Consider the following 23,670-nt stretch of genomic DNA (forward strand, 5'->3'; position numbering starts at 1 on the left):
AACTCAGGCGCGAAGCCCGCTGCTCAGGCCTTACTCGAAGACGTCCTGGACATTCTTGCCGGCTTGTTCGCCAGACAATTGCGCGTGGATTGCCGCAAACACAGCCAGGAATACTGCGCCCAGAACAGCGCTCATCAGCGCCGCGATAAACCCATTTCCGATCTGCTCAATCGTTCCGCCCAGAGCGGCAAAGATCGTGCCCGTGACCAAGGTCAGAACCAGTGACACAACGCCAAAAGCGAGGAACAGCAGGAACAGGAAGAGCAGCAAGCGAAAGCTGTTGCCCTTAGTCAGCTGCCAAGAGCGCTTCAGTGCGTTGATCGGATTGTACTCACGCTCAATCGCGATGACGGCAGTGTAAAGCGAGAATTTGATCGCGATATAAATGATCAATGGGAATGCGATTAGAACAGCGATAGCCACCGCTGGACCGCCAAGCGTGCTCAGCAATCCGATAGGCACACCGATGACGACCGCAGCGCCGAGCGCCATGATAATTGCTGCACCAATATAAGGCAGTAATCCGCGCGCGCCGAGCTTAATCGCCTCTCCCACCGTGGGCCTGGATGTGTCGGTCAGCAGGGTGAGCAGCGCAAGCGTGCCGAGCGTTTGGAACAGGGTGATGCCCAGGAACAGCCAGCCATATTTGCTGTACTGCGCCGTCATCGCGCCCATGGTCGCATCCATCACCGCTTGAACATCGCCAGGATCACCCGCCGCAGCGGCGGCGCTGGGTTCACCGCCTCTGGTACAAACACGGCAAGCGCGAATTGCGGCAGAAACAGAAACAGGCCAGCGATGATGATCACCAATTCGCGATTGGCGCCCAGCATCGAGGTTGCATGCGTCCAGGCTTGGCCCATATCCAGCTTCACGTGTACTTCCCCTACATAATTTCGCTCTTGATAAGCGCACTCGATGCCCCCAAGCAATCACCATATGACCGCCGCCGCCAAGACATCACCAGATACCTTGCCCGCATCATCGATCACCGCGATCGATTGGCGGCGTGAGGATCGCCAAGTGCCTTACACAGAGGCCTTGGCTGAGATGGAGGCGCGCAACCAGGCGATTGCGGAGGGAAATGCGCGCGAGCAGGTCTGGCTGCTCGAACATCCCCCGGTCTACACCGCAGGGACCAGCGCGGCAGATGACGAGCTGCTCGATCCGCGATTTGAGGTCGTCAAGGCCGGGCGCGGCGGCCGCTACACTTATCACGGTCCCGGGCAGCGGGTCGGCTATGTCATGCTTGATCTGAACCAGCGCGGCAAAGACGTGCGCTGCTTTGTCCATGCGCTGGAGGGCTGGGTGATTGCCGCCTTGCGCGGGTTCGGGGTGGAGAGTTGGGCGGTCGATGGCCGGGTCGGCATCTGGACCAAGGATGTCGATGGGCGCGAGGCAAAGATCGGCGCGATTGGCGTGCGCGTGCGGCGCTGGGTCACGATGCACGGCTTTTCCGTCAACCTTGATCCGGACCTCAGCCATTTCACCGGGATCGTCCCATGCGGGATCGATGAATACGGCGTCACCAGCCTATCACGCTTGGGCCTCGACATTTCTCCCGCCAAATGGGACGAGGCGCTGATCGCCCATGCTGGCGAGTTTTTGGAAACACTCGATAAGGCCGAAGCACGAAGATGCGCATCATGATAACTCCCATCCGCGCGGGCATGCTTGCGCCGCTTGCCTTGGCACTGGCGGCGTGCGGCGATGATGCCGCGCCAGAGGCGAGCAGCGGCGAAGAGGTGGCAGAGGCCACCGGCGACGTGCTGGGCGGATCGATCAGCGACGATATGCTGCCGCTGGAGGAAGTGCGTTCGCAATCGCCGCTCGCCCCGCGTGCCAGCGGGGCGCCTAGTTCATCGGGCGGCGATACGAGTGACGCGAGCGAAGATTCTGGGGACGACGAGGCTGAAACGGCAGAGGCCGAAGCACCCGCAGATGCTCCGGCCCCGGAAACGCCTACTGAACCCGCGCCTGAAGAGGACGCAGGCGAGTAATCAGGCCGCGTTTTCCGCGCGTCCCTGTTCTTCTTCTAAGGTTGGATAGTCGGTGTAGCCTTCCGCAATTGGGAAGTACCAGCTCTTGGGCACATTGGTGTTCGGGTTGAAATGCGCGCCAACTGCAATCCGTTTTTCCAGATCAGGGTTGGAGATGTACGGGCGGCCAAAGCTGACGGCATCGCAGCGACCGCTAGTCACGTCGGCATCGGCTTCCTCGGCGCTATAATCGGAGTTTAGGATCAGCGGACCTTTGTAGTGCTCGCGGAACAATGGATCCTGCTGAGGCACATCCGTCTGGCCAAAGGTGCCATCGGGCCCCGGTTGGCGCAGCTCAACGAAGGCGAGGTCCAGATCATTGCAGACCTTCGCCGCCGCGCCAAAGGTTGCCTCAGGATTGCTGTCATCGGTGCCTTGAGAATCGCCATTGGGTGACAGGCGAATGCCAACCCGGTCTGCGCCCCACACATCGATCAGCGCCTCCAGTACTTCGCGCATCAAGCGGGTGCGATTTTCCGGCGAGCCGCCATATTCATCAGTGCGCAAGTTCGTCTTGTCGCGCAGGAATTGGTCGATGAAATAGCCATTGGCACCGTGCAATTGCACGCCATCAAATCCGGCCTTCTTCGCGTTCTCAGCGGCGCGGTGATAATCATCAATCGTGCGCTTGATATCGTCGAGCGTGGCCGCGCGAGCTTCTGCATAAGGCTGCTTGCCAATCGGCGTGTGCGCTTCGCCAGGCGCGGTTGTTGCGCTGGCGGAAAGCGGCGGATTTCCATCGAGGAAATAAGGGTGGACGATCCGGCCCATATGCCACAGCTGCATCACGATCATGCCGCCTTCTTCGTGCACGCCCTCAACGATTGGCTTCCATGCTTCGGTCTGCTCGTCCGTCCAGATACCGGGCGCTGATGGCCAGCCCAGGCCCTCTACACTGATTCCGGTTGCCTCGGTCAGGATCATGCCGGCACCGCTGCGCTGGCGATAATATGTGCCCATCAAGGCGTTCGGCACAAACATCGGTTCAGCCGCGCGTCCGCGTGTGAGCGGCGCCATAAAGATACGGTTCTTGGCCTCAAGCGCGCCCATTGTGAGCGGCTGGAAGAGAGCATCGTGCATAGGGTTGGTCCTCATTTGCAATCTTTTGTATTTGAGCACTTGGGGAATTGCGGGCTAGGGCGCAAGCATGGAAAACGCTGGGGCGCCTCAAAAACAGCTGTTCGATGCGAGAGCCGCGCTGCTGCTGGCGGCTTTGCTGGGCGGCAATATCGCCCTTGCGACCGGGCCCTGGCTTGTACGTCTGGCGGACACCGGGCCGGTGAGCGCGGGGTTCTGGCGCCTGTTTCTAGCTCTGCCATTTCTGGTCCTGTTTGCCCGGATGAGCGGCCAGCGGCTGGGCGGGATGCCGCGCAAGACTATGGTGCTGGTGGCTTTGGGCGCGACCGCATTCGCGCTGGATCTGGCGAGCTGGCATATTGGGATTGGGCTCACCCGGCTGGGCAATGCGACCCTGTTTGGCAATGCCGGGTCGATCATCCTGCTGTTTTCCGGCTTTGTCATGGCGCGCATGTTGCCGCGCGGATTTGAATGGCTCGCGATTGTGTGCGCTCTCACCGGTGCGGCGATCCTGCTGGGGCGCAGTCTGGAGATTTCGACCTCAACCTTTCTCGGCGATCTGTTTTGCCTCGCCGCAGGGCTGCTTTACGCGATTTACCTGATCACCTTGCAGGGTGAACGGGCGCGGTTTGGATCGTGGAGCCTGCTGGTGTGGGTCAGCGTGTTTGCCTGCCCAGTACTGCTCGCGCTCGCACTGGCGCTGGGTGAGCCAGTGTGGCCGACCGATTGGACACCGATCCTAATCCTGTTTGTGAGCAGCCAGCTGATCGGGCAGGGCCTGCTGGTCTATTCGCTAGGCCACTTCCCGCCGCTGATCATCGGGCTGGCGCTGCTGACCCAGCCCGCGGTCGCGGCGCTGATCGGATACAGCGTGTTCAGTGAAGTGCTGACGCCGCTCGATCTGCTTGGAATGGTGCTTGTGGGGAGCGCTTTGGTGGTGGCGCGGGCAGCACAAACTTCGTCACCCCAGCGAGAGCTGGGGTCTCAGGCGCAAGCGAGCGAACAAAGCAAATGAAGCGCGGCGGACACGTCTACATCATGACCAACAAGCGCTACGGCGTGCTGTACACTGGTGTCACTGCCGATTTGCCCACTCGTATCAATCAACACCGGGCAGGCAAAGGTGGCGAGTTCACATCGAAATATCGCTGTACGCGGTTGGTCTACGTTGAGGAATATCCGTCGATAGAAGAGGCTATTGCGCGCGAGAAAGCGATGAAGGCTTGGAAACGGTCATGGAAGATTGAGGCAATCGAGGAGCAGAACCCGTCTTGGGATGATCTCTACCTGAAGCTGCTCGGGTGACCGCTCTAGACCCCAGCTTTCGCTGGGGTGACGATTTAGGGGACCAATTTCAAAATCACGTCATGCCAGCGTACGCTGGCATCCAGGGCATCTAACGCACTCACTCGCAGACCGGGAGTTTTTCCAAAAGCGGCAGGATCATATCTCGCCGCCGCCGTTCACCGAACCCCAGCACGATCCCAAGGTACGCGGTACCGCTCCGCAGTCGCCATTCGTTGCTGACAATCTGATCCGGGAACGTGTTCTGAATTGCTCGCACGAATGCGCGGTCAACAAGATCTGCGGGGCGTGAGCTGTGGGGTTCATCAATGCACGAATATATTGGCTGTTCTAGCGCTCCTTGGGAGATCGCAGCCCTGACGTTCAACACTGCGCCCAAGCCAAGGAAGAAGGCGGCGAGCGAAAGGACTAGGCCTATCTTAAGTGAGAGCCTTGCCGCCCGACGCACGAACTCAATCCGCCGTGAACGCGACCTTGCCCAGATCGCCTAGGCCCACCGTGCCGCTCGGCCATGCCAAGCATCCGGTCGAGGCTTTCCTTCGCTTTCAAGCGCAGGTCTTCCTCAATCACGATTTGCGGCTCCAGATCGCGCAGTGCGACATAGAGCTTCTCCATCGTGTTGAGCGCCATGTAGGGGCAAATATTGCAGGAGCAGTTTCCGTCCGCACCCGGCGCGCCGATGAAGTTCTTTTCCGGCAGAGCCTTTTCCATCTGGTGGATGATGTGCGGCTCAGTCGCAACGATCAGCGTGTCGCCTTCAAACTCTTTTGCAAATTTCAAAATGCCGCTGGTTGAGCCGACGTAGTCCGCATGATCGACAATCGTTGGCGGGCATTCCGGGTGCGCGGCGATTGGCGCATCGGGGTGCTGTTCTTTTAGCTTGAGCAGCTCTGTCTCGCTGAATGCCTCGTGCACGATGCACACGCCCGGCCACAGCAGCATTTCGCGATTGAACTTGCGCGCCAGATAGCCGCCAAGGTGGCGGTCCGGGCCAAAGATGATCTTCTGCTCTTCCGGGATCTGCTGCAGGATCGTTTCCGCGCTGGAGCTGGTGACGATGATGTCCGAGAGCGCTTTCACCTCGGTCGAGCAATTGATGTAGGTCAGCGCGATGTGATCGGGATGCGCCTCGCGGAAAGCTTTGAACTTCTCAGGCGGACAGCTGTCTTCCAGACTGCATCCGGCATCCATATCAGGCAGCACGACGATCTTCTCTGGTGAGAGGATTTTCGCAGTGTCGGCCATAAACTTCACGCCGCAAAAAGCGATGACATCTGCGTCCGTCTCCGCCGCCATCTGGCTGAGCTGGAGCGAGTCCCCGACATAGTCGGCGATGTCCTGAATATCGGGCGTCTGATAATAATGCGCCAGGATCACCGCATTGCGTTCTTTGCGCAGGCGATCAATTTCAGCCAGCAAGTCTTTGCCAGAGGGCACTTTGGTTGGGGCGGTCATAAAATCAGATCCCATGAAATTCTGTTGCTTGAGTCATATAGGCGCGAAATGCGGCGAAATCGAGCAGAATTGGTGGCTTAGGCCCAGCTCAGATCGTGCGCCATACGCCCGCGTCCTGGGCGGCAAGCCCGCGTTTTTCCAGATCAATGAGATGCGCCTCGACGCTCATTTCCGCCGCTGGGATCAACCGCTCATCCAGCCCTTTGTACATCGCCGGAATGAACTCTGGGATTGGCCGGGCGGCCTCGCCCATCAGGCGCAAGATTTGGTTTTCGCGCTGGCGGCGGTGGCCGATCATCCCGCGCACCAGCTGCTGAGGCTTGGTGATAGCGGCGCCGTGAGCTGCGTGATAAACCGCGTCATCGCGCCCCATCAGCCGCTCCAGACTTTTCATATATTCGCCCATGTCACCATCGGGCGGGATGACGACGCTGGTTGACCAGCCCATCACATGATCGCCGGTGAACAGCGCTTTGCTTTCTTCCAGCGCAAAGCAGAGATGGTTGGAGGTATGGCCCGGCGTGTGCACGGCGGTGAGCGTCCAGCCCGTGCCGGTCATCTGCTCGCCGTCTTCCAGAACCCGGTCAGGCGCATAGGTGGTATCGAAGGATTCGTCGGCGCGCGGGCGATCCGATTTCAGCACCAGCGGCGCGCAGCCAACAATCGGCGCTCCCGTGCGCTCAGCCAAAGGCGCAGCGGCAGGCGAGTGATCGCGGTGCGTATGGGTGCACATGATCGCGGCAATTTTCGCATCACCCACGGTCGCCAGAATGGCGTCGATATGCGCAGGCTCGTTCGGCCCGGGATCGATCACCGCCACGTCATCGCCTGCGCCGACCACATAACTCTGCGTGCCAGTGTAGGTATAAGGCGATGGATTGGGCGCAAGCACCCGGCGGATCAGCGGATCGAGCTGTTCTGCGGTGCCCGTGGGCCAGGGTTTTTCAGGGAGTCCGGTCATGCACTTGCATATGGATGGGAGAATGGCACATGTCACGCGGCAGTTGTTTGTTTCGTGCCAGAGCCACCCGCTCCCTCCACCCTTCCACCCGGAGCCTACCGGGATACCATCCGGGTGGAAGGGTGGAGGGAGCGGGTGGCTCCGGCCAATTCAGTAGGGAATTCCATGTCCGATTACATCCTTGTCCTAGATGAAGGCACCACCTCGACCCGCGCGATGCTGTTCGATGCGGCGGGCGCATTTCATGGCAGCGCTCAGGAAGAATTGACGCAGCATTACCCGCAGGCAGGCTGGGTTGAGCATGATGCGGCGGAGATTTGGGACAAGACATTGGCCTGCGCGCGCACCGTGATCGAGAAAGCTGGCGGGGCAGAGCGCATCGCCTGTATCGGCATCACCAATCAGCGTGAGACCGTGGTTGCGTGGGACAAAGGTACCGGCGAACCGCTGGCGCGCGCGATTGTATGGCAGGACCGCCGGACGGATTCTTTCTGTGTGGGTCTGCGCGCGCAGGGACATGAGGCGGATGTGCAAAGGCGCACCGGCTTGCTGCTCGATCCCTATTTCTCCGGCACGAAAATGCGCTGGCTGATGGACAAATCGGCCGAGGTGCGCGCCGCGGCCGATAAGGGCACTTTGGCTTTTGGCACGATCGAGAGCTGGCTGACGTTTAAGCTGGCGGCGGGCCTCCATATCTCAGATGCCAGCAATGCGAGCCGCACGCTGCTGCTCGAACTGGATGGCGCGCAATTTGATTCGGGGCTGTGCGAATTGCTGGGCGTGCCGCATTCCGCTCTGCCAGAGGTGGTCGATATGTCTGGCGCCTTGGCTGAGACCTCGCCCGGCATCTTTGGCCGCGCAATTCCGATCACTGGCATGGTCGGCGATCAACAAGCGGCGACGATTGGCCAGGCCTGCCTCTCACCGGGCGAGACCAAGGCGACTTACGGCACCGGCGCATTTGTGCTGACCAATCAAGGCCCGCAGATCCCGCGCTCGCAAAACCGCCTGCTCGGCACTGTTCTGACGCAGATTGGCGGACAGCGGACTTATGCGATTGAAGGCTCGGTCTTTGTGGCTGGTTCTCTCGTCCAATGGCTGAGGGATCTCGCTCGGCATTGTCGATGTTGCCAGCCAAACAGAAGAGTTGGCGCGCAGCATTTCAGACACCGGCGGGGTCACGATTGTCCCGGCGCTCGCTGGGCTTGGCGCGCCGCATTGGCGGGCGGAGGCGCGCGGGCTGATCTCTGGGCTGAGCTTTGCGAGCGGCAAGGCGGAATTGGCGAGGGCGGCTTTGGAGGCGATGGCGCATCAAACGCATGACCTCGCATCGGCCTTTGCCAAGGATGGCACCGGCTGGGGCACCTTGCGGATCGATGGCGGGATGAGCGCCAATGACTGGATGGCTCAGGACCTGGCCGATGTGCTGAATATTACTGTTGAGCGGCCCGAATTCGTCGAGACAACCGCGCTGGGCGCAGCGATGCTAGCGGCGGCTGGGGCAGGGATGCACAGCGACCTCTCAGCGGCAGCGCAGGCTATGCGCGGGACGTTGAGCAGCTTTACGCCTAGCAATGTCCGACGATGTGCGTGAAGACCGCTTGGCCCGTTGGAAGAAAGCGCTGGCGGCGGCTTAGTTTTGTGATGCCATAGGCAGCCAGCGCCGAGAAAACCTCTACCCGAAACGCCCAAAGGCACGGCCAATCTTGTCTTGAAACGCGCGTGCGGGCGAGGCCACTTCAAAGTCTTTGCGCCATGCTTCATCAAGCCGGGCGATCCGTCCGTGCAGCTTCACAGTTTCCTCGATCAGCTCGCGGGTTTCCGGCTCCAGCTTGGCCAATTGCGATGCATCACTGTCGCGGTCACCGGGCAGTTCACCGTGGCGGCGAACCTGGTTCTCGGTCAGCTCGCCGGAGAAATAGGCGCGCTGGTTGAGCAGCCAAGCGAGCACATGCATCATGCGTGTGGTCGTCTTCAGCCCTTCAATAGAAAGGGCCAGACGCACTTCGTCATTCTCGCCCATGCCCGGCTCTTTAGTGCCAAGCGCGAAGACCGCGCGGACATCATCCGCCAGCACTAGGGCTTCGGAATAAAGGGCCTCAATAATCGGGCGAGAGAGATTGGTTGTGCGGGTCATATCTGGCCCAGATTGCTAGGCTCGATGCGAAAGTGCCGCCAGCTTGGTAACCAGAATATCTGGGTTAAAGTACAAACCGTCCCGCGCTGAGACACAAAGCGGCGCAGATTTCCGCGAATTGCTGTGCGCCTTACGCAATAATATCGGGCAGCAGGCGATCTTCGATCAGAGCGATCTGATCCTTCAGCCGCAATTTGCGCTTCTTCAGCCGCGCGATCTGCAATTGATCAACTGAGCCGCTTTTCTGCCCCGCCTCTGTCAGGGCATCAATCGCGACGTCCAGATCGCGGTGCTCCGACACCAATAAGGTCAGCCGCTTTTCAAGTTCAGCCTGATTCATGCGGGTGCATCACTCTCTTATGGGTTCTTATGCATTGCTCTTTGTGCGCATTATGCCGATCCGCGCAAAGATACCAATAAGCCTATCAAATAAACTTCTGCTCTAAGCGTTCCGCCTAAGTACGAATGCGATGGCAGTTCAGCGGAAATGGCACTTTCCCGAGGGCATCTGCCTGATGCCAGCCACGTGCCACGCAATGGCCTTAATGTACCGCTTTGCAATCCAGCGATCTTATGGTTCTATGTCCCTCGGCGGTTCGTCCGCACGCAGACGAGTCGCTCCAACAGGGGTTTTTGAACCTCATCATGATGGAGATCATTTATGGCATCGTTTGCAGGATTATCCCACGTCAACGCGCTTGAAACAAAGCACGCTGGGCTAGAGGCCCAATTGCGCGACGAGATGAACCGGCCCGTGCCTGATGCTGCCACTATTCAAGCGCTAAAAAAGCGCAAATTGCGTTTGAAGGAAGAGATCCAGCGCATCTAACTTCGATCTGGTCGCACAGCACGTAAATCCGCGCCCGCAATCAAAGCCGCCATTGTGAATACAAATTCACTTGGTGGCGGCTTTGCTTTTGCAGGCGCCATTGCCTAGTTAGGAGCGGTGATGTCCGCCGCCGCCTCTGCTCGTCAAATTCTCACCCGCCTGCATGAGGTGATGGCCTCGCGTATGCACGCGCAGGGCAAGCTCGATTCTGTGGTTGATATTATCGGCGATAGTCTCACCAGCGAGGTGTGCTCGATCTATTTGCTGCGTGAAAGCATGCTGGAATTGTTCGCGACCAAGGGTCTGAACAAAGAAGCGGTGCACGTCACGCGCATGGCCATTGGTGAAGGGCTGACCGGGACGATCGCTGACAAGGTTGAGACGCTCAACCTGGCCGAAGCAAAGGCGCATCCTGACTTTCTTTACCGCCCGGAAACAGGCGAGGAAAAATTCCACTCCTTTGCCGGTGTGCCGATTGTCTACCGCGAGCGGGCCGTGGGCGTGCTCTGCGTCCAGCATGTCGAGCCGCGCCGCTATGAAGATGTCGAGATCGAAGCCTTGCAGACGACCGCAATGGTGCTGTCCGAACTGATCGCCAATGCCGAATTGGTCGATGAGGAGGAAGCGCGCGGCCTCGCCGAGGGCCTGACCGGCACGCAAACCTTGAACGGTCTGGCTCTGGTGAAGGGTCTCGCCTCCGGACTGGCGGTCTATCACCAGCCGCGCGTCCAGATCGAACAGGTTATGGCCGACGACATCGAGGCCGAGCGGGCGCGGGTCTACCGCGCGTTCGACAAGATGCGAGAGCAGATTGATCACCTCTCCAGCCAGGCGGAATTCGGCGTCGGCGGAGAGCACGAGGAAGTGCTCGAGACCTATAAAATGTTCGCTTATGATGAGGGCTGGTCGCGGCGCATCAATGAAGCGATCGACAGCGGGCTGACCGCAGAGGCCGCGATTGAGCGGGTTCAGCAGCGCACCCGGATGCGCATGCGCGAGATTGATGACGCGCTGCTGGCGGACCGCATGCATGATCTGGAGGATCTCTCCAACCGCCTGCTGCGCATTGTCTCTGGCCAGCTTGGTACAGCGGCGAGCCAGGGCCTGCGGCGCGATACTATTCTGATTGCGCGCAATCTGGGTCCTGCCGAACTGCTCGAATATGATCGCCGCCGTTTGAAGGGCGTGATCCTGGAGGAAGGCTCGCTAACCGCCCACGTCGTGATCGTTGCGCGGGCCATGGGCGTGCCAGTGCTAGGCCGGGCGGCGGGCCTGCGCGGAATTATTCGCGAGGGCGATGAGATACTGCTCGACGCGGACAAGGCGAGCGCGACGGTAAGGCCGAGTGCGCAAATGGCCGAGGCGTTTGACGCGCGTTTCTCCAAATCCCGCGAGAAACAGGCTGCTTATGCGGAGCTGCGCGATGTGGAGCCCTTCACCCGCTGCGGCACCCGCATCGAGGTGATGATGAACGCTGGTCTGCGCGATGACATGAGTTCGCTCGCTATGACCGGCGCGGACGGTGTTGGCCTGTTCCGCACAGAGTTTCAGTTTCTTGTCTCTGCCACTTTGCCTCAGCGCGAACGGCAGACGAAACTTTACCGCGACGTGCTGGAGGCGGCTGGCGACAAGCCGGTGATTTTCCGCACGGTCGATATCGGCGGAGATAAGGCGGTGCCCTATCTCGCCTCGAACCAGGCGAATGATGATGAAAACCCGGCGATGGGTTGGCGCGCCTTGCGTCTGGCGCTGGAACGCGGGGGCCTGCTGAAGGTTCAGGCGCGCTCACTGCTTGAGGCCTCTGCGGGCCGCCCGCTCTATGTGATGTTCCCAATGGTATCGGAGCCGTGGGAATTTGATGCGGCCAAGACCGTGTTTGAGGAACAGCTCGCATTCATGCGCTCCAAGAAGAAGCTGATCCCGGATGCGATTTATTATGGCGCTATGCTGGAGGTGCCCGCTCTGGCCGAGGTGCTGGACATTCTCTGCCCGAAACTGAGCTTCCTCTCCGTCGGCACCAATGACCTCACCCAGTTCCTGTTCGCCGCCGACCGCGCAAACCCCTTGCTCGCCGAACGCTATGACTGGCTTAGCCCATCGATCATGCGGTTCCTTCGGCGTGTCACGCAATCGACGGTCGGTATGGACGTGGCGCTGGGCGTGTGCGGCGAAATGGGCGGCCGTGCGGCTAGAGGCCTTGGCGCTGCTCGGCATTGGTTTCCGGCGGCTATCGATCACGCCTGCGGCGGTTGGTCCGATCAAGGAATTGGTGCGCAAGGTTGATCTGAAAGAGATCACGCAGAGCATGAATGATTGGCTGGCAGACCCCAGCGTCAATCTGCGCGACGAGTTGAGCCGCTGGGCGGCTGATCGCGATATTGAAACCGATTGACGCATTCATGCGTTAACTGAACGCGTGCCAGCGCCATTCTGTCGGAATGGGGCTGCGACGAACCGCAAGAATGCTTGACAGCGCAGGCTGCAACCGATTGTTTGCAGCGAAGCACCTTCGGGGAAAAATAAGGGTCTGTTCAAAGGCCCGCAAACAAAAGGTCGTATGGTTCGGGTCATGGACAACGAACAAGAAACAGCGGTTGAGGAACTGCCCCTCGAGAGCGTGGGCGCACAATTGCGCCGTGCGCGCAAAGAGCGCGGCCTCTCGCTAGAGCAAGTCACCGCTGAAACGCGGATTCCAGAACGCCACTTGGAAGTGATTGAATCGGGAGACTTTTCTGCTCTGCCCGCGCGCACCTATGCGATCGGCTTCTCGCGCACCTATGCGCGGATGATGGGGCTGGATGAGGCGGAAATTGCCGACCAAGTCCGCGCGGAACTGAGCACGGCAGAGGCCGGGCGCGAAATGGTCCCGCTTGGTATGGAACCGGGTGATGCGGCAAAACTGCCGTCTTCTGGCCTCGCATGGGCAGGCGCCTTCGCCGCGGTCCTGCTAATTGCGGGAATGGCGACATTCTACTCATCTTACTATGGATCAGGCGCTGGCCCTGTGCCGCTGGTGGGTGATGAGCCTGTTTTGGCCGATGGCGGCGAAAACGCTGGTGCCGGAGCGACGGGCGCGAATACACCGGGCGCAGCGAGCAGCGATGGGCAGGTTGTCTTCACCGCTTTGGAGGAAGGCGTCTGGGTCAAATTCTACGACGCCAATGACAACCAACTGCTGCAAAAGCAGATGGCCAGCGGTGAGCGGTTTGAAATCCCATCCGACGCTCAAGGGCCCCAAATCTGGACCGGGCGGCCTGATGCCTTTGCGATCACCATTGATGGCAAGCCTGTGCCCAAATTGGCTGAGGATGATTTCATCATGCGCGATGTCGCGATCTCGGCCGATGCTTTGCTCGCCCGTGCGCAGCAGGCGGACCAAGACGCAACCCCAGACACGTAAGGCGGATTTAGCCTCGTAGGGCTGAAATTCCGTGGGGGGCAGTTGGCGGGAAATGCGCCGCGCATGCCGCCATTTGCCGCGCCTAGGCATCTTACCCACGGATTTTAGCCCCTATGGCCCTCGACTTGACGTCATGACCTCGGCACAGATTCGGGCTATATTCATGCGCTTTGCACCAAAAGACGCATGCGCCGTGCTGCAACTGCCTCAGGATCGGAGGCTTTTGGCCATGGCGCGGGGTCTTAATCGCTTGGTAAAGCGCCGCAATTGCACAGAGGGAGCCAGATCAAAGATGAGCGCACTCATTTCAAACCGTGTTTTTTCCGCCAAGGCCGGAGGGCGACTGCTCGCCGCTGGATTGGCTGCGGCGGTCGTCGCAACAACGCCTGTACCCGCTATCGCTCAGGACAATTCTGAGGCGCGCTTGCGCAAGATTGAGGCGGAAATTCGCGCGCTGCAGCGCAATGTGTTTCCCGGCGGCGATGGCCGCTTTTTCGAGCCGCAAATTGCGCCCGGCGAGACCACAGCTCGTCCGGCGAACAGCAATTCGACCACAGCGGTTACCGATATTCTCGCGCGGCTCGATGCGATGGAGCAACAATTGCAGCAGCTCACCGCACTCGCGGAGCAGAACGGCAATTCGATCAGCCAGGTTGAGGCCCGGGTAACCGCGCTTGAATCGGCCAGCATTCCCGCGCCCAGCATCGACACGGGCACTGATTTTGGTGCCTCCGACAGCAATCTCAGCGCAATGAGCAACGGCGCATCTGACACGGGCAGCCAATCCGCCGGTGACAGCACATCTGCCGCGACCAGCGGCCCAAGCGCAGAGCGCCTTGCGGCGGTGCAGGCGATCACGAAGCCGATCACAGAAGACCCTGCCGATGACGAATATTCCTATGGCTTCCGCCTGTGGAACGCGGGCTATTTCCCTGAGGCTCGGCAGCAATTGAACAGCTTTGTTGAGCAATATGGCTCGCATTGGCGCGTGACCTATGGCCGCAATCTGCTCGGCCGGGCCTATCTCGATGACAATATGCCAGAAGAGGCAGCCAAGTGGTTCCTGCGCAATTATCAGGCTGACCGTCAGGCTCCGCGCGCGCCCGATAGTCTGCTGTATCTCTCAGAGGCGATGATCGCGCTAAATGACACCAACCGGGCTTGCATCGCATTGGCGGAATTTGGCGAGACCTATCCGGCGCTCGCAAGTGGTCGCCTGTCCAATCAATATGAGCGCAACCGCCAGCGAGTGACCTGCAATTGATAGGCCGGTCTCATCTGACCTAATCACGCGATGGCGCGAGGATTTGCTCGCGCTGTGGCCGCTGGATGAGCGCCAAGGGCCGCTTGGATTGGCCGTGTCGGGCGGGGCAGATAGCCTCGCAATGCTGCTGATCGCGCATGCGGCGGCGGCCGAAAATGGCGGCGAAATTGCGGTCGCAAGCATCAATCACGGACTTAGAGCCGAAGCGGCCAGCGAAGTGGCATTGGTGGAGCGCGTTTGCGCCGAGCTGGGCGTGCCTTTCACTGCCCTCAGCGTCGAGCTTGCGAGCGGGAATGTGCAGGCCAAGGCGCGTGATGCGCGCTACGCTGCGCTCGCTGAGTGGGCGGCTGGTCATCAGCTTGGAGCGGTCGCAACTGCGCATCACGCCGATGATCAGGCGGAGACCCTTCTGATGCGTCTTGGCAGGGGCAGCGGTCTATCCGGCCTTGCCGGAGTGCGTGCTGCGACCAAACTGCCCGGAACTGAGATGGCGCTGCTGCGTCCGCTGCTAAGCTGGCGCAAGGCCGAGCTGGAGCAAGTCGTCGCGGATGCCGGGATCACCGCCGTTGATGACCCCTCCAACCGCGATGACCGATATGATCGGGCGCGGATGCGCGCACGTATTGCGGAGGCCGATTGGCTCGACGCCAGCGCGCTCGCAAACAGCGCTCAGCACCTCTCCGACGCGTGGCGAGCGATTGAATGGTACGCCGGTGAGGACTGGGAAACGCAGGTTTACCGCGAAGAGGGCAGCGGCGGCGCGCCCGAATACAAATATTACGCCAATGTCCCGCGCGCGATCTCGATCGAAACGATCATTCGCATCATCGCCGCGCTTGGCGGGCAGGCGAGCCGCAGTGAGGCTGGCCGCGCATTCGACCGCCTGTGGGAAGGCGACAATGCGTCGCTATCCGGCGTGCTGATTACGCCGGGGACGGAAAAAATCGCCAAACTGGGAATGATGATGCGGGTGTGGCGGTTCGCCCCCGAACCGCCCAGAGCGATGCATTAAGCAGCACTCGGCGCGCTTGCGCACACCGCATCAGCGGATCAGATGATTGCGTCCCCCACGCTGATCATCTGGCCGCGTGTAATCACAACCTTGTCGCCGCGCTTTGCGATGGCGAACAATTTGGCTGCGAATTCTTCTGGCACACCGACACAGCCGTGGCTGGCATAGCCATTGAGCACTGGCGAGCCATGAATGGCGATGCCATCCCAGGTCAGGCGCAGCGTGTAGGGCATTGGCGCGTTGTTATACTTCTCAGACACATTGTCCTTCTCCTTTGTCAGGATTGGGAATGTGCCGAGCGGGGTTGGGTGAGATTTTGTGCCGAGTAGAGCAACGGCTGTGCCGATTTCGTGGCCATCGCGAAATGCGCTGATCACGCGGGCGTCAAGGTCAACCGTGATCACCAGCTTACCGCTCTTGGGCGCATTGCTCTCGTCCCAGAACCACTCGCCGTAGCGGATCGTGCCTTCGATCGGCAGGATCGAATTGACTACAAACGGATTTTCCGGCTCTGGCGGAGGAGGAGGCACGTCTTGGATCACTTCGCGTGAGATCATGCGGGCGGCGGTAACGCCTGCTTCCCGGCCGGCGGCGCGCGGCGCGATTTCCGGAACTTCTGGAGCGACCTCGCCAATTGGCGGCAAGCCAGCGGCAATCTCAGCAGCCGCTGGATCGTATGGGGTTGGCAGGCTTGGATCGACCACCAGCGATTCGCCGCCGGTTGTCGGATCAATCGGACGGATCGCCTCTTGAGCGGCCGCATCAGCCACTTGCTCTGCGGCCTCCGCTGCCTCAGCGGCAGGGGTCTGATCGTCGGCTAGGCTGGATGTGCCAGCAAGCGAAGCGAGGGAAATCGCAGCAGCCATGCGGGCAGATTTAATGAGTTTCAACATGCGCCGCTATATGCCGTAAATTCTCGTGAGTCGCTAGAGGCTAACAGTGGCGCGTCCCTTCGCGAGACGCTCCCCATGCGAAAGTGTTAACGGCAAGGCGGGTGTTAGCTGAATTATGCTTTGCCGCACGGTCCAGCCACCCATCACCCGTGCGCGCCAAATTCATTGGCAATCGCCGTCGTCAGCCTCAGCATCAGATTGTACGCGCGCTCGATCGGATCGATGTAGTCGCGGCCAATCTGCGCATAGCCTTCGTTATCGCCATCAGGATAATCGCTCGCCGCATCGACGGCGAAATCCTCTGGCTGAGGGAAAGAGGTTGGGAAGGCGCGGCGCAGCTGAGCCAGCGCATCTTCGATCCTGAGGCTAAACACCATCTCCAGCACATCGTCGCGGCTGATATCGTTCGCGCGGCTAAAGGCCGGGATCGAGACAGCGCGCAGGAAAATATGCTGCATCAGTGCAAGGCGAAGAGCCTGCGCTGCGCCAATTGTGCGGCGGGTGTTCTCGCGGTCTTCCAGCGGCGCTTCGTCCGGGATCAGATCGAGCAAGCGGTGGAATTTGAGCGCATCGACCCGCAGGCGCGAGGCGAGGCGGCGGAACACTCCGGTGCGGTCATCCTTGGTGAGATATTCGGCCAATGTCTCGCACGCGGCGGACAGATGACTTTCCGTGCCGCGATAGGGCCTGCTGGCCCAATAGGCGGAGTTAAACAGCTCCCCATGGGCGGCAACTGTCTTGATGCTCGCGAGCGCATTGGAGGCGCGTGCCAGGCGGATCAATTGGCGTCCGCGCGGGCTCTCTTTGATCAAAGCGGCGAGCTCTTCATAATTGCCATCCGCCGCGCTGCCGATGCCGGAGATGATGTTCACCGGATAGCCAAGCTGCTGCAGGATCGAATTATGCGGGATTGCGCGGATTTGGCGCAGCGACATGTCACGGTCCGCCGACAGGTCGGACTGGCGGCGAGAAACGCGGCTGCCGGTGGAATTGAGCAGGCCCAAGCCAAACGCGGTGACCGCGCGCGAATAGGTCTGGCTGCGCAGATGCTGGCGCTGGTTCGCGCGGATGGCGCGGTAGAAGTCCAGACTGATATCGGTGCGGCTGTAGAACGGGTCCTCTGCCGCCGCCGGATCATTGAGCGGTGCGGTCGCAATCCGGGTCAGGGTCGCGCGGGCCAGCTCTGGCGTGGCAAAGAACATATAGCCGTCGCCGCCTTGGAAGCTGACCTCAGGCTCCAACACGATGTCTTTCGCAGCAAAGCGGCTGCGCGCCCATGGGCTGAGCGGCCATGCGAGCCGGTCGTCAAAGCCGCTCGGATGCGCGCCGCGTCCCATGCTTTCGCCGTGGGTGTTGAAGATGAGCGCAGAGACATCACTGAGGCCGTTTTTCGCCATGGCCTGCGCCATGCGCCCTTGCAGCCGCTCAATCGCCAAGCTGGCAGGAATTTGCCCGACAAACCGGCCTGCATCGGAGAATCCGGTCTGAATGCAGACCCGGCCGCGCGTGCGGGCATAGGCCTGATATTCCGGCTCAGCGCATAGCGCCTCCAGGAAACGTCCGCCGTGCTCCAGCGCGCTTTCGGTCTCAAACAAAGGCGAGACGTCGACCTTGTCTTCGATCCCGAACAGTTTTGAGAAATAGAGCGCGGCGAGAATGGTCGATGGCTGCTCGCATTCCGCGATGAGCATGCGGATCGGGGTGTCGGCATCCACAGAGCCGAGAATTTGCGCCATCGCGAGGAATTGGCGGATTGCTGTGGAGCTTTCGATCGCAAGCGATGCGAAATTGGTGCGCAGCGGCTTCACCTCGCCCAGCAGTTTGCGCAGGGTCGCCATTGCGCCCTTGCTGGCGAGATCAAGCGTGTTGTCCGGATCAATCCGGCGGCGGATGCCGTTGTGAAGCTGTTTGGCGTTCACGCGGAAATGCACGTGCGCCATGCCGAGGCCGTCTGCGCGCATGGCCGCCGCCAGCGTTTTCAGCGCAACCGCATGGGTGGCTTCTGCGGAGCTGGCTTCGTCTTCGAGCTGCGCAATCAGGGGATTGAGCGACAGCAGCTTGGCCGGATTGTCAGCGGTCAGCCGGTTGGCTGCGAGCGAAAGCGCCTCGGGCGAGCTGAGATCGCTGGTGAACTCGCGCGCGCTGAGCGCCGCATGGTTCTGAGCGTCGCGCAGGGTTTTGATCAGACTGTGTTCGCTATCAATCGCGGCAAGGCTATCGGCATAGCGGCCCAGGCGTTCGGCCTTCTCGGCCAAGCGGAACCCGATGGAGGTGTACCATTTGATATCGGTCCGCCCGTCCATGTCGTATCCGACCCAGGTGGCGAAGCGGAACGGCACAGGGGCCAGCTCTTGCCATTGGTCGGGCCACGTCGCCTGCGCATGGCTGAGCACATCGCTGACGATGGCATCGCGCGCATCCTGCGCATGGCCGATGGCCCGCATCGCGCGGCCGTGCTCATATTGCAGGGTGATCGCAGGGCGATCTGTGCCGGTCACGCACACCTCTTTGCCGATATCGCCATCGCTGCCGGCGGCTGTGGCCACCGCATCGGATTGTTCCGGTGTCAGCAAGAAGGTCGGGTGCGCGGTGAAAACGGCATGCAGGCTGGGGTTTTCCCAGCGCGCTCGCAGCTCCGCAAAATCGCTCGCGCCCGAAAGACTGGCGCTCAGCGCGTCGCGGTTCGCCTCTTTGGAGACGGGCGAGACCAGACGGCGCAGGCGCGATGCGCGCGATTGCAGGCTGGCGCATTCCAGCTCAGCGACCATCGCCTCCAACTCATCGAGATTGGCATTCCCGCCTTCGAGCGCGCGCGACAGGTCCAGTCCCAGTTGGAACACCGGATTGAACAGCGGGGTTTCGCGTGTCTGCTGATGCAGATCACTCAGCCGAGTGTGCAGATCGGTGATGGATTTCAATGGCTTGGTGTTCACAGATGTTCTCTTGCAAATGCGGTTGCTGCGCCGAGCAGGCCAGGTTGCGGATGGCTAACGATTTTGACCGGGATGCTGGCCATCAATTCTTGATAGCGCCCCTTGTGACGGAACCGGCCAGCAAAGCCAGAGGAAGCGAGCGTTTCGCGAATTCGGTAGCCCAGCCCACCCGCGATCACGACACCGCCAAAGCCGCCTTGGGCCAGCGCAATATCACCGGCCACACTGCCCAGCGCCATGCAAAAGCGGTCAACGGCGGCGGCGGCAAGGCTGTCCCCGCCTTGGTCAGCGCCTGATGTGCCCTTGGTCCAGATTTCGATATCATCGCATTCGGCAACCGTGCGGTTTTCCAGCGCAGCGAGCGTTTGGTATATGTCGACAATGCCGGGGCCGGAGACGATCCGTTCCACCGAGACGCGATTGTGGCGCTTGCGCAGCCGCGCGAGGATTGCGTCTTCAATGGCGTCCACTGGAGCGAAATCGAGATGACCGCCCTCGGTCGCCTGTACGCGGAATTCCCCGTTTGCCCCGCGCCATAAATGCGCAACGCCCAGACCTGTGCCAGGTCCGATCACGCTGAGCGTGCCCGTGGGGCTAAGCGGCAGCTCCGGGCCGGTAAGGTGCACAAAGTGCTCCTCTGGCAGGCGCGCCACCGCATAGGCGACCGCTTCAAAATCATTGACGATCGTATGGCGCGTGGTGCCCAGTTTTTCATTCACCAGGGCCGGACGGATAATCCAGGGATTGTTGGTGAAGCGGATCACCTCGCCAGTGATTGGCCCAGCAATCGCCAGTGCGACATTTTGTGGCAGAGTGCCGCCAGAGCGCGCCCGGTAATCCTCCCAAGCGGTTTGGAAGCTGACGTGGTCCTCTGTGTGGAGCGTGGTCGGCTCGCCCAGCGCAATTGTGCCGTCTGCCGAAACGCTGGCGATGGCAAAGCGGGCATGTGTGCCGCCAATATCAACCGCGACGATATCCGTGCTGCTCATGCGTTACAGCCCCGCCGCAGCGAGCATGGCGGAGGCGCCTTGCTCCGCCCCGTCCGCCTGATTTTGCAGCATGCGGAACAACTCGCGGCCCACGCCGTGTTCCTGCGCGGGATCAGCGGCGGGTGTGCGCGCCGATAGATCGGCTGTGGTCGACAGCTCGCCGGTCTCCGCGCAAACGGTGATCACATCGCCATCTTGCAAATGGGCAAGCGGCCCGCCGCCTTTGGCCTCTGGCGTGATATGGATCGCGGCGGGCACTTTGCCGCTCGCCCCAGACATCCGGCCATCGGTGACCAATGCGACCTTATGCCCGCGATTTTGCAGCACGGTGAGCGAAGGGGTGAGCGCGTGAAGTTCTGGCATGCCATTGGCGCGCGGCCCTTGGAACCGGACCACAACCACAACGTCGCGGTCTAGCTCGCCAGCTTTGAACGCCGCGACCACGTCGGCCTGCGTTTCGAAAATGCGCGCGGGCGCGGTGACGGTCCAGCGCTCGCGCTCAACCGCAGAGGATTTGAAGCACGCACGGCCCAGATTGCCGGTCAGCAGCTTCATGCCGCCATCGGGCTGCACCGGATCGCTTACCGGGCGAAGCATGCCGAGATCGCGGCTTTCGGGCACATCGGCCCAGCTCAGCTTTTGCTCAGCGTCCAGCACTGGCTCGGCGGTGTAGGCGGCAAAGCCGCTGTCCCACATGGTCAGGATATCGCCGTGGCATAGACCTGCCTCCAGCAGAGTGCGCGCGACATAAGCCATGCCGCCAGCGGCGTGGAACTGGTTCACATCGCCGGAGCCATTGGGATAGACCCGCGCGACCAAGGGCACGACGCTGGAGAGCTCGGCCAGATCATCCCAGTCGAAAATGACGCCAGCGGCCCGCGCCATCGCCGGGATGTGGATTGCATGATTGGTCGAACCACCAGTGGCGAGCAGGCCAATCGCGGCGTTGATGATCGCCTTTTCATCGACCACCTGCGCCAATGTGCGTGTCGTGGTGCCGGACAGCTCTGCCAAACGGTGCATCGCTGCGCGGTCCAGCTCCTGGCGCAATTTCGTGCCCGGAGTGACAAAGGCTGATCCAGGAACATGCAGCCCCATCATCTCCATCATCATCTGATTGGAATTGGCCGTGCCATAGAATGTGCAAGTGCCCGGCGAGTGATAGCTGCCAAGCTCGCTTTCAAGCAGAGCGTCCCGGTCTACCTTGCCCTCGGCATAGAGCTGGCGGGTTTCCTGCTTCTGCTTGTTCGAAATGCCTGATGGCATCGGGCCAGAGGGCACAAAGATCGCGGGCAGATGGCCAAAACGCAAAGCGCCGATCATCAGACCGGGCACGATCTTGTCGCAAATTCCGAGGCAAGCGATGCCGTCATACATCTGGTGCGACAAAGCAACGCCGGTCGACATGGCGATCACATCGCGGCTGAACAGCGACAGCTCCATCCCATCTTCGCCCTGCGTCACGCCGTCACACATGGCGGGCGTGCCGCCAGCAACCTGCGCGGTGGCGCCAACCTCGCGGGCGTAGATCTTCAGCCGGTCAGGATAGCGGCCATAGGGCTGATGCGCTGAGAGCATGTCGTTATAGGCGGAAACAATGCCGACATTCGGGCCGCGCCCGCTCTTCATCGCGTCCTGGTCTTCCAGCGCTCCGGCAAAGGCGTGGGCAAGATTGGAACATGCCACGTCCTTGTGCTCAGGGCGCCGGTCGCCCTCGCGCTTCATCAGCTCCAGATAGGCGGTGCGGCTGGCGCGCGAGTTTTCGATAACCCGCTCGGTCACCCGGTGGATCACATCGTTGAGATTACTCATGCCAGCTCACCCCATCGCGTTCGGTTAAGGCAATGGCGCTGCTCGGTCCCCAACTGCCCGAGGTGTAGGTCTGCGGTTTGACCCCAGCGGCTTCCCACGCGCTGCGGACTTGATCCACCCACTGCCACTGCGCCTCCACTTCGTCGCGGCGCACAAACAGGGTCTGCTCGCCTTGAATGAGATCGAGCAGCAGGCGCTCGTAAGCGATCCGGCGGTGCTGGCCGACAAAGGCATCGGGCATGGCAATGTCGAGCGGCACTTCGCGCAAGGAAATGCCGTCTTGGCCGAGCCCCGGCACCTTCGCCATCAGAGACAGCGAGATATTCTCCTCCGGCTGAATACCAATCACCAGCCGGTTGGGCAGCATGCTCGCCCCCATGCCTTCAAAGATCGAGTGCGGGACGCAGCGGAATTTGACGACAATCTCGGTCACGCGTTCGGGCAGGCGTTTGCCGGTGCGCAGGTAAAAGGGCACGCCCTTCCAGCGCCAATTGTCGACATGCGCCTTGATCGCGGTGAAAGTCTCAGTGTCTGACGCCTTACCGAGCTCCTCATCATAGCCCGGGACGGCCTCACCACCGATGGCGCCCGCGCGATATTGGCCGGTCACCGTTTCGCTGGCCTGCACTTCGCGCAGTGCGCGCAGCGCTTTCACCTTCTCATCGCGGACCGCGGTTGCGTCAAAGCTGGTCGGCGGCTCCATCGCCACTAGCGCCAGCAATTGCAGCATGTGGTTCTGCACCATGTCGCGCAGCGCGCCGGCATCGTCATAAAAGGCAACGCGGCCCTCCAGTCCGACGGTCTCAGCCACCGTGATCTGCACATGGTCGATATAGTTCGAATTCCAGATTGGCTCGAACAGGATATTGGCGAACCGCAAGGCGAGCAGGTTCTGCACCGTCTCCTTGCCCAAGTAATGGTCGATCCGGAAAATCCGGTCCTCCGGGAAGGCATCGGCGACCGCATCATTGATGACGCAGCTGCTCGCGAGGTCCGTGCCCAAAGGTTTTTCCAGACACATGCGGACATTGTCGCCCGTTAGCCCGGCGTGTTTCAGGCCAGCAATCGTCGGCCCAAACAGGCTTGGCGCAGTGGACAGGAAAATTGCCATGCCGGAATCGCTCGGACCGGCCTCGTTCACTTTGTCCGCCAGCGCATCGAAGCCATCGAGCGTGCTCGCATCGAGCGCTTGGTATGACAAGCGATTGAGGAAGGCGGCCATCCCGCCGCGCCGTTCGTCTGGCAAATAGTTTTCGAGCGCTTCGCGCGCCATATTGCGAAATTCCGCATCGTCCATTTCGCTGCGCGCGGTGCCGATGATCTTCAGATCAGGCGATAGCAGCCCGTCTGCATCCAATGCACAAAGGCTCGGCAGCAGCATTCTGCGCGACAAATCACCGGTCGCTCCAAACAAGAGCAAGCGATCAGCAGAGAGCTTGGGTTCAGGCATGCGTATATTTCTCCCGCGCGCCGCAGCTATGGATTGCGACGATTGGGTTCTAGCGCGAAGCGCATTGCTGGGCCATAGGTTCGCATAGCTATTCAATTGGGCTATCTAGATTGC

Annotated in this window: 19 protein-coding genes and 3 pseudogenes; 10 read left to right on the top strand and 12 right to left on the bottom strand. The window is 60.8% G+C overall.

All coding sequences use genetic code 11. The features are described from left to right. Positions 1-30 precede the first annotated feature (30 nt). Both AC0V6U_RS00685 and AC0V6U_RS00690 read right to left on the bottom strand, forming a co-directional pair. Positions 31-687, bottom strand: a complete 657-nt coding sequence (locus tag AC0V6U_RS00685) for a DUF7847 domain-containing protein (protein ID WP_472645675.1) — start codon at positions 685-687, stop codon at positions 31-33. Continuing rightward, positions 687-875 (bottom strand): hypothetical protein, encoded by a 189-nt coding sequence (locus AC0V6U_RS00690; RefSeq protein ID WP_472644325.1) that lies wholly within the window; start codon positions 873-875, stop codon positions 687-689. The genes AC0V6U_RS00685 and AC0V6U_RS00690 overlap by 1 nt, the downstream gene beginning before the upstream one ends. A gap of 64 nt (positions 876-939) precedes the next feature. Between AC0V6U_RS00690 and lipB the strand changes: the two genes are divergently transcribed. Further along, the gene (gene lipB, locus AC0V6U_RS00695) at positions 940-1,650 is read left to right on the top strand and encodes a lipoyl(octanoyl) transferase LipB (protein WP_472644326.1); all 711 of its coding nucleotides are present in this window, start codon (positions 940-942) and stop codon (positions 1,648-1,650) included. Continuing rightward, positions 1,647-2,000 (top strand): hypothetical protein, encoded by a 354-nt coding sequence (locus tag AC0V6U_RS00700; protein ID WP_472644327.1) that lies wholly within the window; start codon positions 1,647-1,649, stop codon positions 1,998-2,000. Before lipB ends, AC0V6U_RS00700 begins: the two co-directional genes overlap by 4 nt. Here the strand turns inward: AC0V6U_RS00700 and AC0V6U_RS00705 are convergent, their stop codons facing one another. Next, positions 2,001-3,119, bottom strand: coding sequence for an alkene reductase (locus tag AC0V6U_RS00705; protein ID WP_472644328.1), 1,119 nt, complete (start codon positions 3,117-3,119; stop codon positions 2,001-2,003). A gap of 67 nt (positions 3,120-3,186) precedes the next feature. Between AC0V6U_RS00705 and AC0V6U_RS00710 the strand changes: the two genes are divergently transcribed. Together AC0V6U_RS00710 and AC0V6U_RS00715 are read left to right on the top strand one after the other, a co-directional pair. After that, positions 3,187-4,131 carry a DMT family transporter gene (locus AC0V6U_RS00710; protein WP_472644329.1) on the top strand — a complete coding sequence of 315 codons (945 nt, stop codon included), beginning with the start codon at positions 3,187-3,189 and terminating at the stop codon, positions 4,129-4,131. Beyond that, positions 4,128-4,421, top strand: a complete 294-nt coding sequence (locus tag AC0V6U_RS00715) for a GIY-YIG nuclease family protein (RefSeq protein ID WP_472644330.1) — start codon at positions 4,128-4,130, stop codon at positions 4,419-4,421. Before AC0V6U_RS00710 ends, AC0V6U_RS00715 begins: the two co-directional genes overlap by 4 nt. 452 nt (positions 4,422-4,873) lie before the next feature. On the opposite strand, the pseudogene nadA reads toward AC0V6U_RS00715, so the two are convergent. After that, positions 4,874-5,876 (bottom strand): annotated as a pseudogene (gene nadA / locus AC0V6U_RS00720) (quinolinate synthase NadA). An 88-nt stretch (positions 5,877-5,964) separates the two neighbouring features. After that, positions 5,965-6,837, bottom strand: coding sequence for an MBL fold metallo-hydrolase (locus AC0V6U_RS00725; protein WP_472644331.1), 873 nt, complete (start codon positions 6,835-6,837; stop codon positions 5,965-5,967). Between the two features lie 165 nt (positions 6,838-7,002). Between AC0V6U_RS00725 and glpK the strand changes: the two are divergent. After that, positions 7,003-8,474: pseudogene (gene glpK, locus AC0V6U_RS00730) on the top strand (glycerol kinase GlpK). Positions 8,475-8,512: 38 nt separating this feature from the next. On the opposite strand, the gene AC0V6U_RS00735 reads toward glpK, so the two are convergent. Together AC0V6U_RS00735 and AC0V6U_RS00740 are read right to left on the bottom strand one after the other, a co-directional pair. After that, complete coding sequence (locus AC0V6U_RS00735; protein ID WP_472644332.1) at positions 8,513-8,974, bottom strand: DUF1465 family protein; 462 nt, start codon at positions 8,972-8,974, stop codon at positions 8,513-8,515. 130 nt (positions 8,975-9,104) lie between these two features. Continuing rightward, positions 9,105-9,314, bottom strand: a complete 210-nt coding sequence (locus AC0V6U_RS00740) for a YdcH family protein (protein ID WP_472644333.1) — start codon at positions 9,312-9,314, stop codon at positions 9,105-9,107. Positions 9,315-9,635: 321 nt separating this feature from the next. Between AC0V6U_RS00740 and AC0V6U_RS00745 the strand changes: the two genes are divergently transcribed. The 5 genes and pseudogenes from AC0V6U_RS00745 (at position 9,636) to tilS (ending at position 15,479) form a co-directional block, all read left to right on the top strand. Continuing rightward, entirely contained in the window at positions 9,636-9,803 is a 168-nt protein-coding gene (locus tag AC0V6U_RS00745; RefSeq protein WP_472639584.1) for a YdcH family protein, read from the top strand. Positions 9,804-9,923: 120 nt separating this feature from the next. After that, positions 9,924-12,195 (top strand): annotated as a pseudogene (gene ptsP / locus AC0V6U_RS00750) (phosphoenolpyruvate--protein phosphotransferase). Positions 12,196-12,372: 177 nt separating this feature from the next. Beyond that, positions 12,373-13,203 (top strand): helix-turn-helix domain-containing protein, encoded by an 831-nt coding sequence (locus AC0V6U_RS00755; RefSeq protein WP_472644334.1) that lies wholly within the window; start codon positions 12,373-12,375, stop codon positions 13,201-13,203. A 292-nt stretch (positions 13,204-13,495) separates the two neighbouring features. Continuing rightward, positions 13,496-14,467, top strand: a complete 972-nt coding sequence (locus AC0V6U_RS00760; protein WP_472644336.1) for a tetratricopeptide repeat protein — start codon at positions 13,496-13,498, stop codon at positions 14,465-14,467. 43 nt (positions 14,468-14,510) lie between these two features. Then, a complete protein-coding gene (gene tilS / locus AC0V6U_RS00765) occupies positions 14,511-15,479 on the top strand; it encodes a tRNA lysidine(34) synthetase TilS (RefSeq protein WP_472644337.1) in 969 nt (322 codons plus the stop codon). 38 nt (positions 15,480-15,517) lie between these two features. On the opposite strand, the gene AC0V6U_RS00770 is transcribed toward tilS, so the two are convergent. The 5 genes from AC0V6U_RS00770 to zwf form a co-directional block, all read right to left on the bottom strand. Then, positions 15,518-16,372 (bottom strand): L,D-transpeptidase family protein, encoded by an 855-nt coding sequence (locus AC0V6U_RS00770; protein WP_472644338.1) that lies wholly within the window; start codon positions 16,370-16,372, stop codon positions 15,518-15,520. 143 nt (positions 16,373-16,515) lie between these two features. After that, the gene (locus tag AC0V6U_RS00775; RefSeq protein WP_472644339.1) at positions 16,516-19,305 is read right to left on the bottom strand and encodes a phosphoenolpyruvate carboxylase; all 2,790 of its coding nucleotides are present in this window, start codon (positions 19,303-19,305) and stop codon (positions 16,516-16,518) included. Then, the gene (gene glk, locus AC0V6U_RS00780) at positions 19,302-20,294 is read right to left on the bottom strand and encodes a glucokinase (protein WP_472644340.1); all 993 of its coding nucleotides are present in this window, start codon (positions 20,292-20,294) and stop codon (positions 19,302-19,304) included. Before glk ends, AC0V6U_RS00775 begins: the two co-directional genes overlap by 4 nt. 3 nt (positions 20,295-20,297) lie before the next feature. Next, entirely contained in the window at positions 20,298-22,106 is a 1,809-nt protein-coding gene (gene edd / locus AC0V6U_RS00785) for a phosphogluconate dehydratase (RefSeq protein WP_472644341.1), read from the bottom strand. After that, positions 22,099-23,556 (bottom strand): glucose-6-phosphate dehydrogenase, encoded by a 1,458-nt coding sequence (gene zwf, locus AC0V6U_RS00790; RefSeq protein WP_472644342.1) that lies wholly within the window; start codon positions 23,554-23,556, stop codon positions 22,099-22,101. The genes edd and zwf overlap by 8 nt, the downstream gene beginning before the upstream one ends. Positions 23,557-23,670 lie beyond the last annotated feature (114 nt).

This window comes from Erythrobacter sp. W36 (assembly GCF_057364935.1).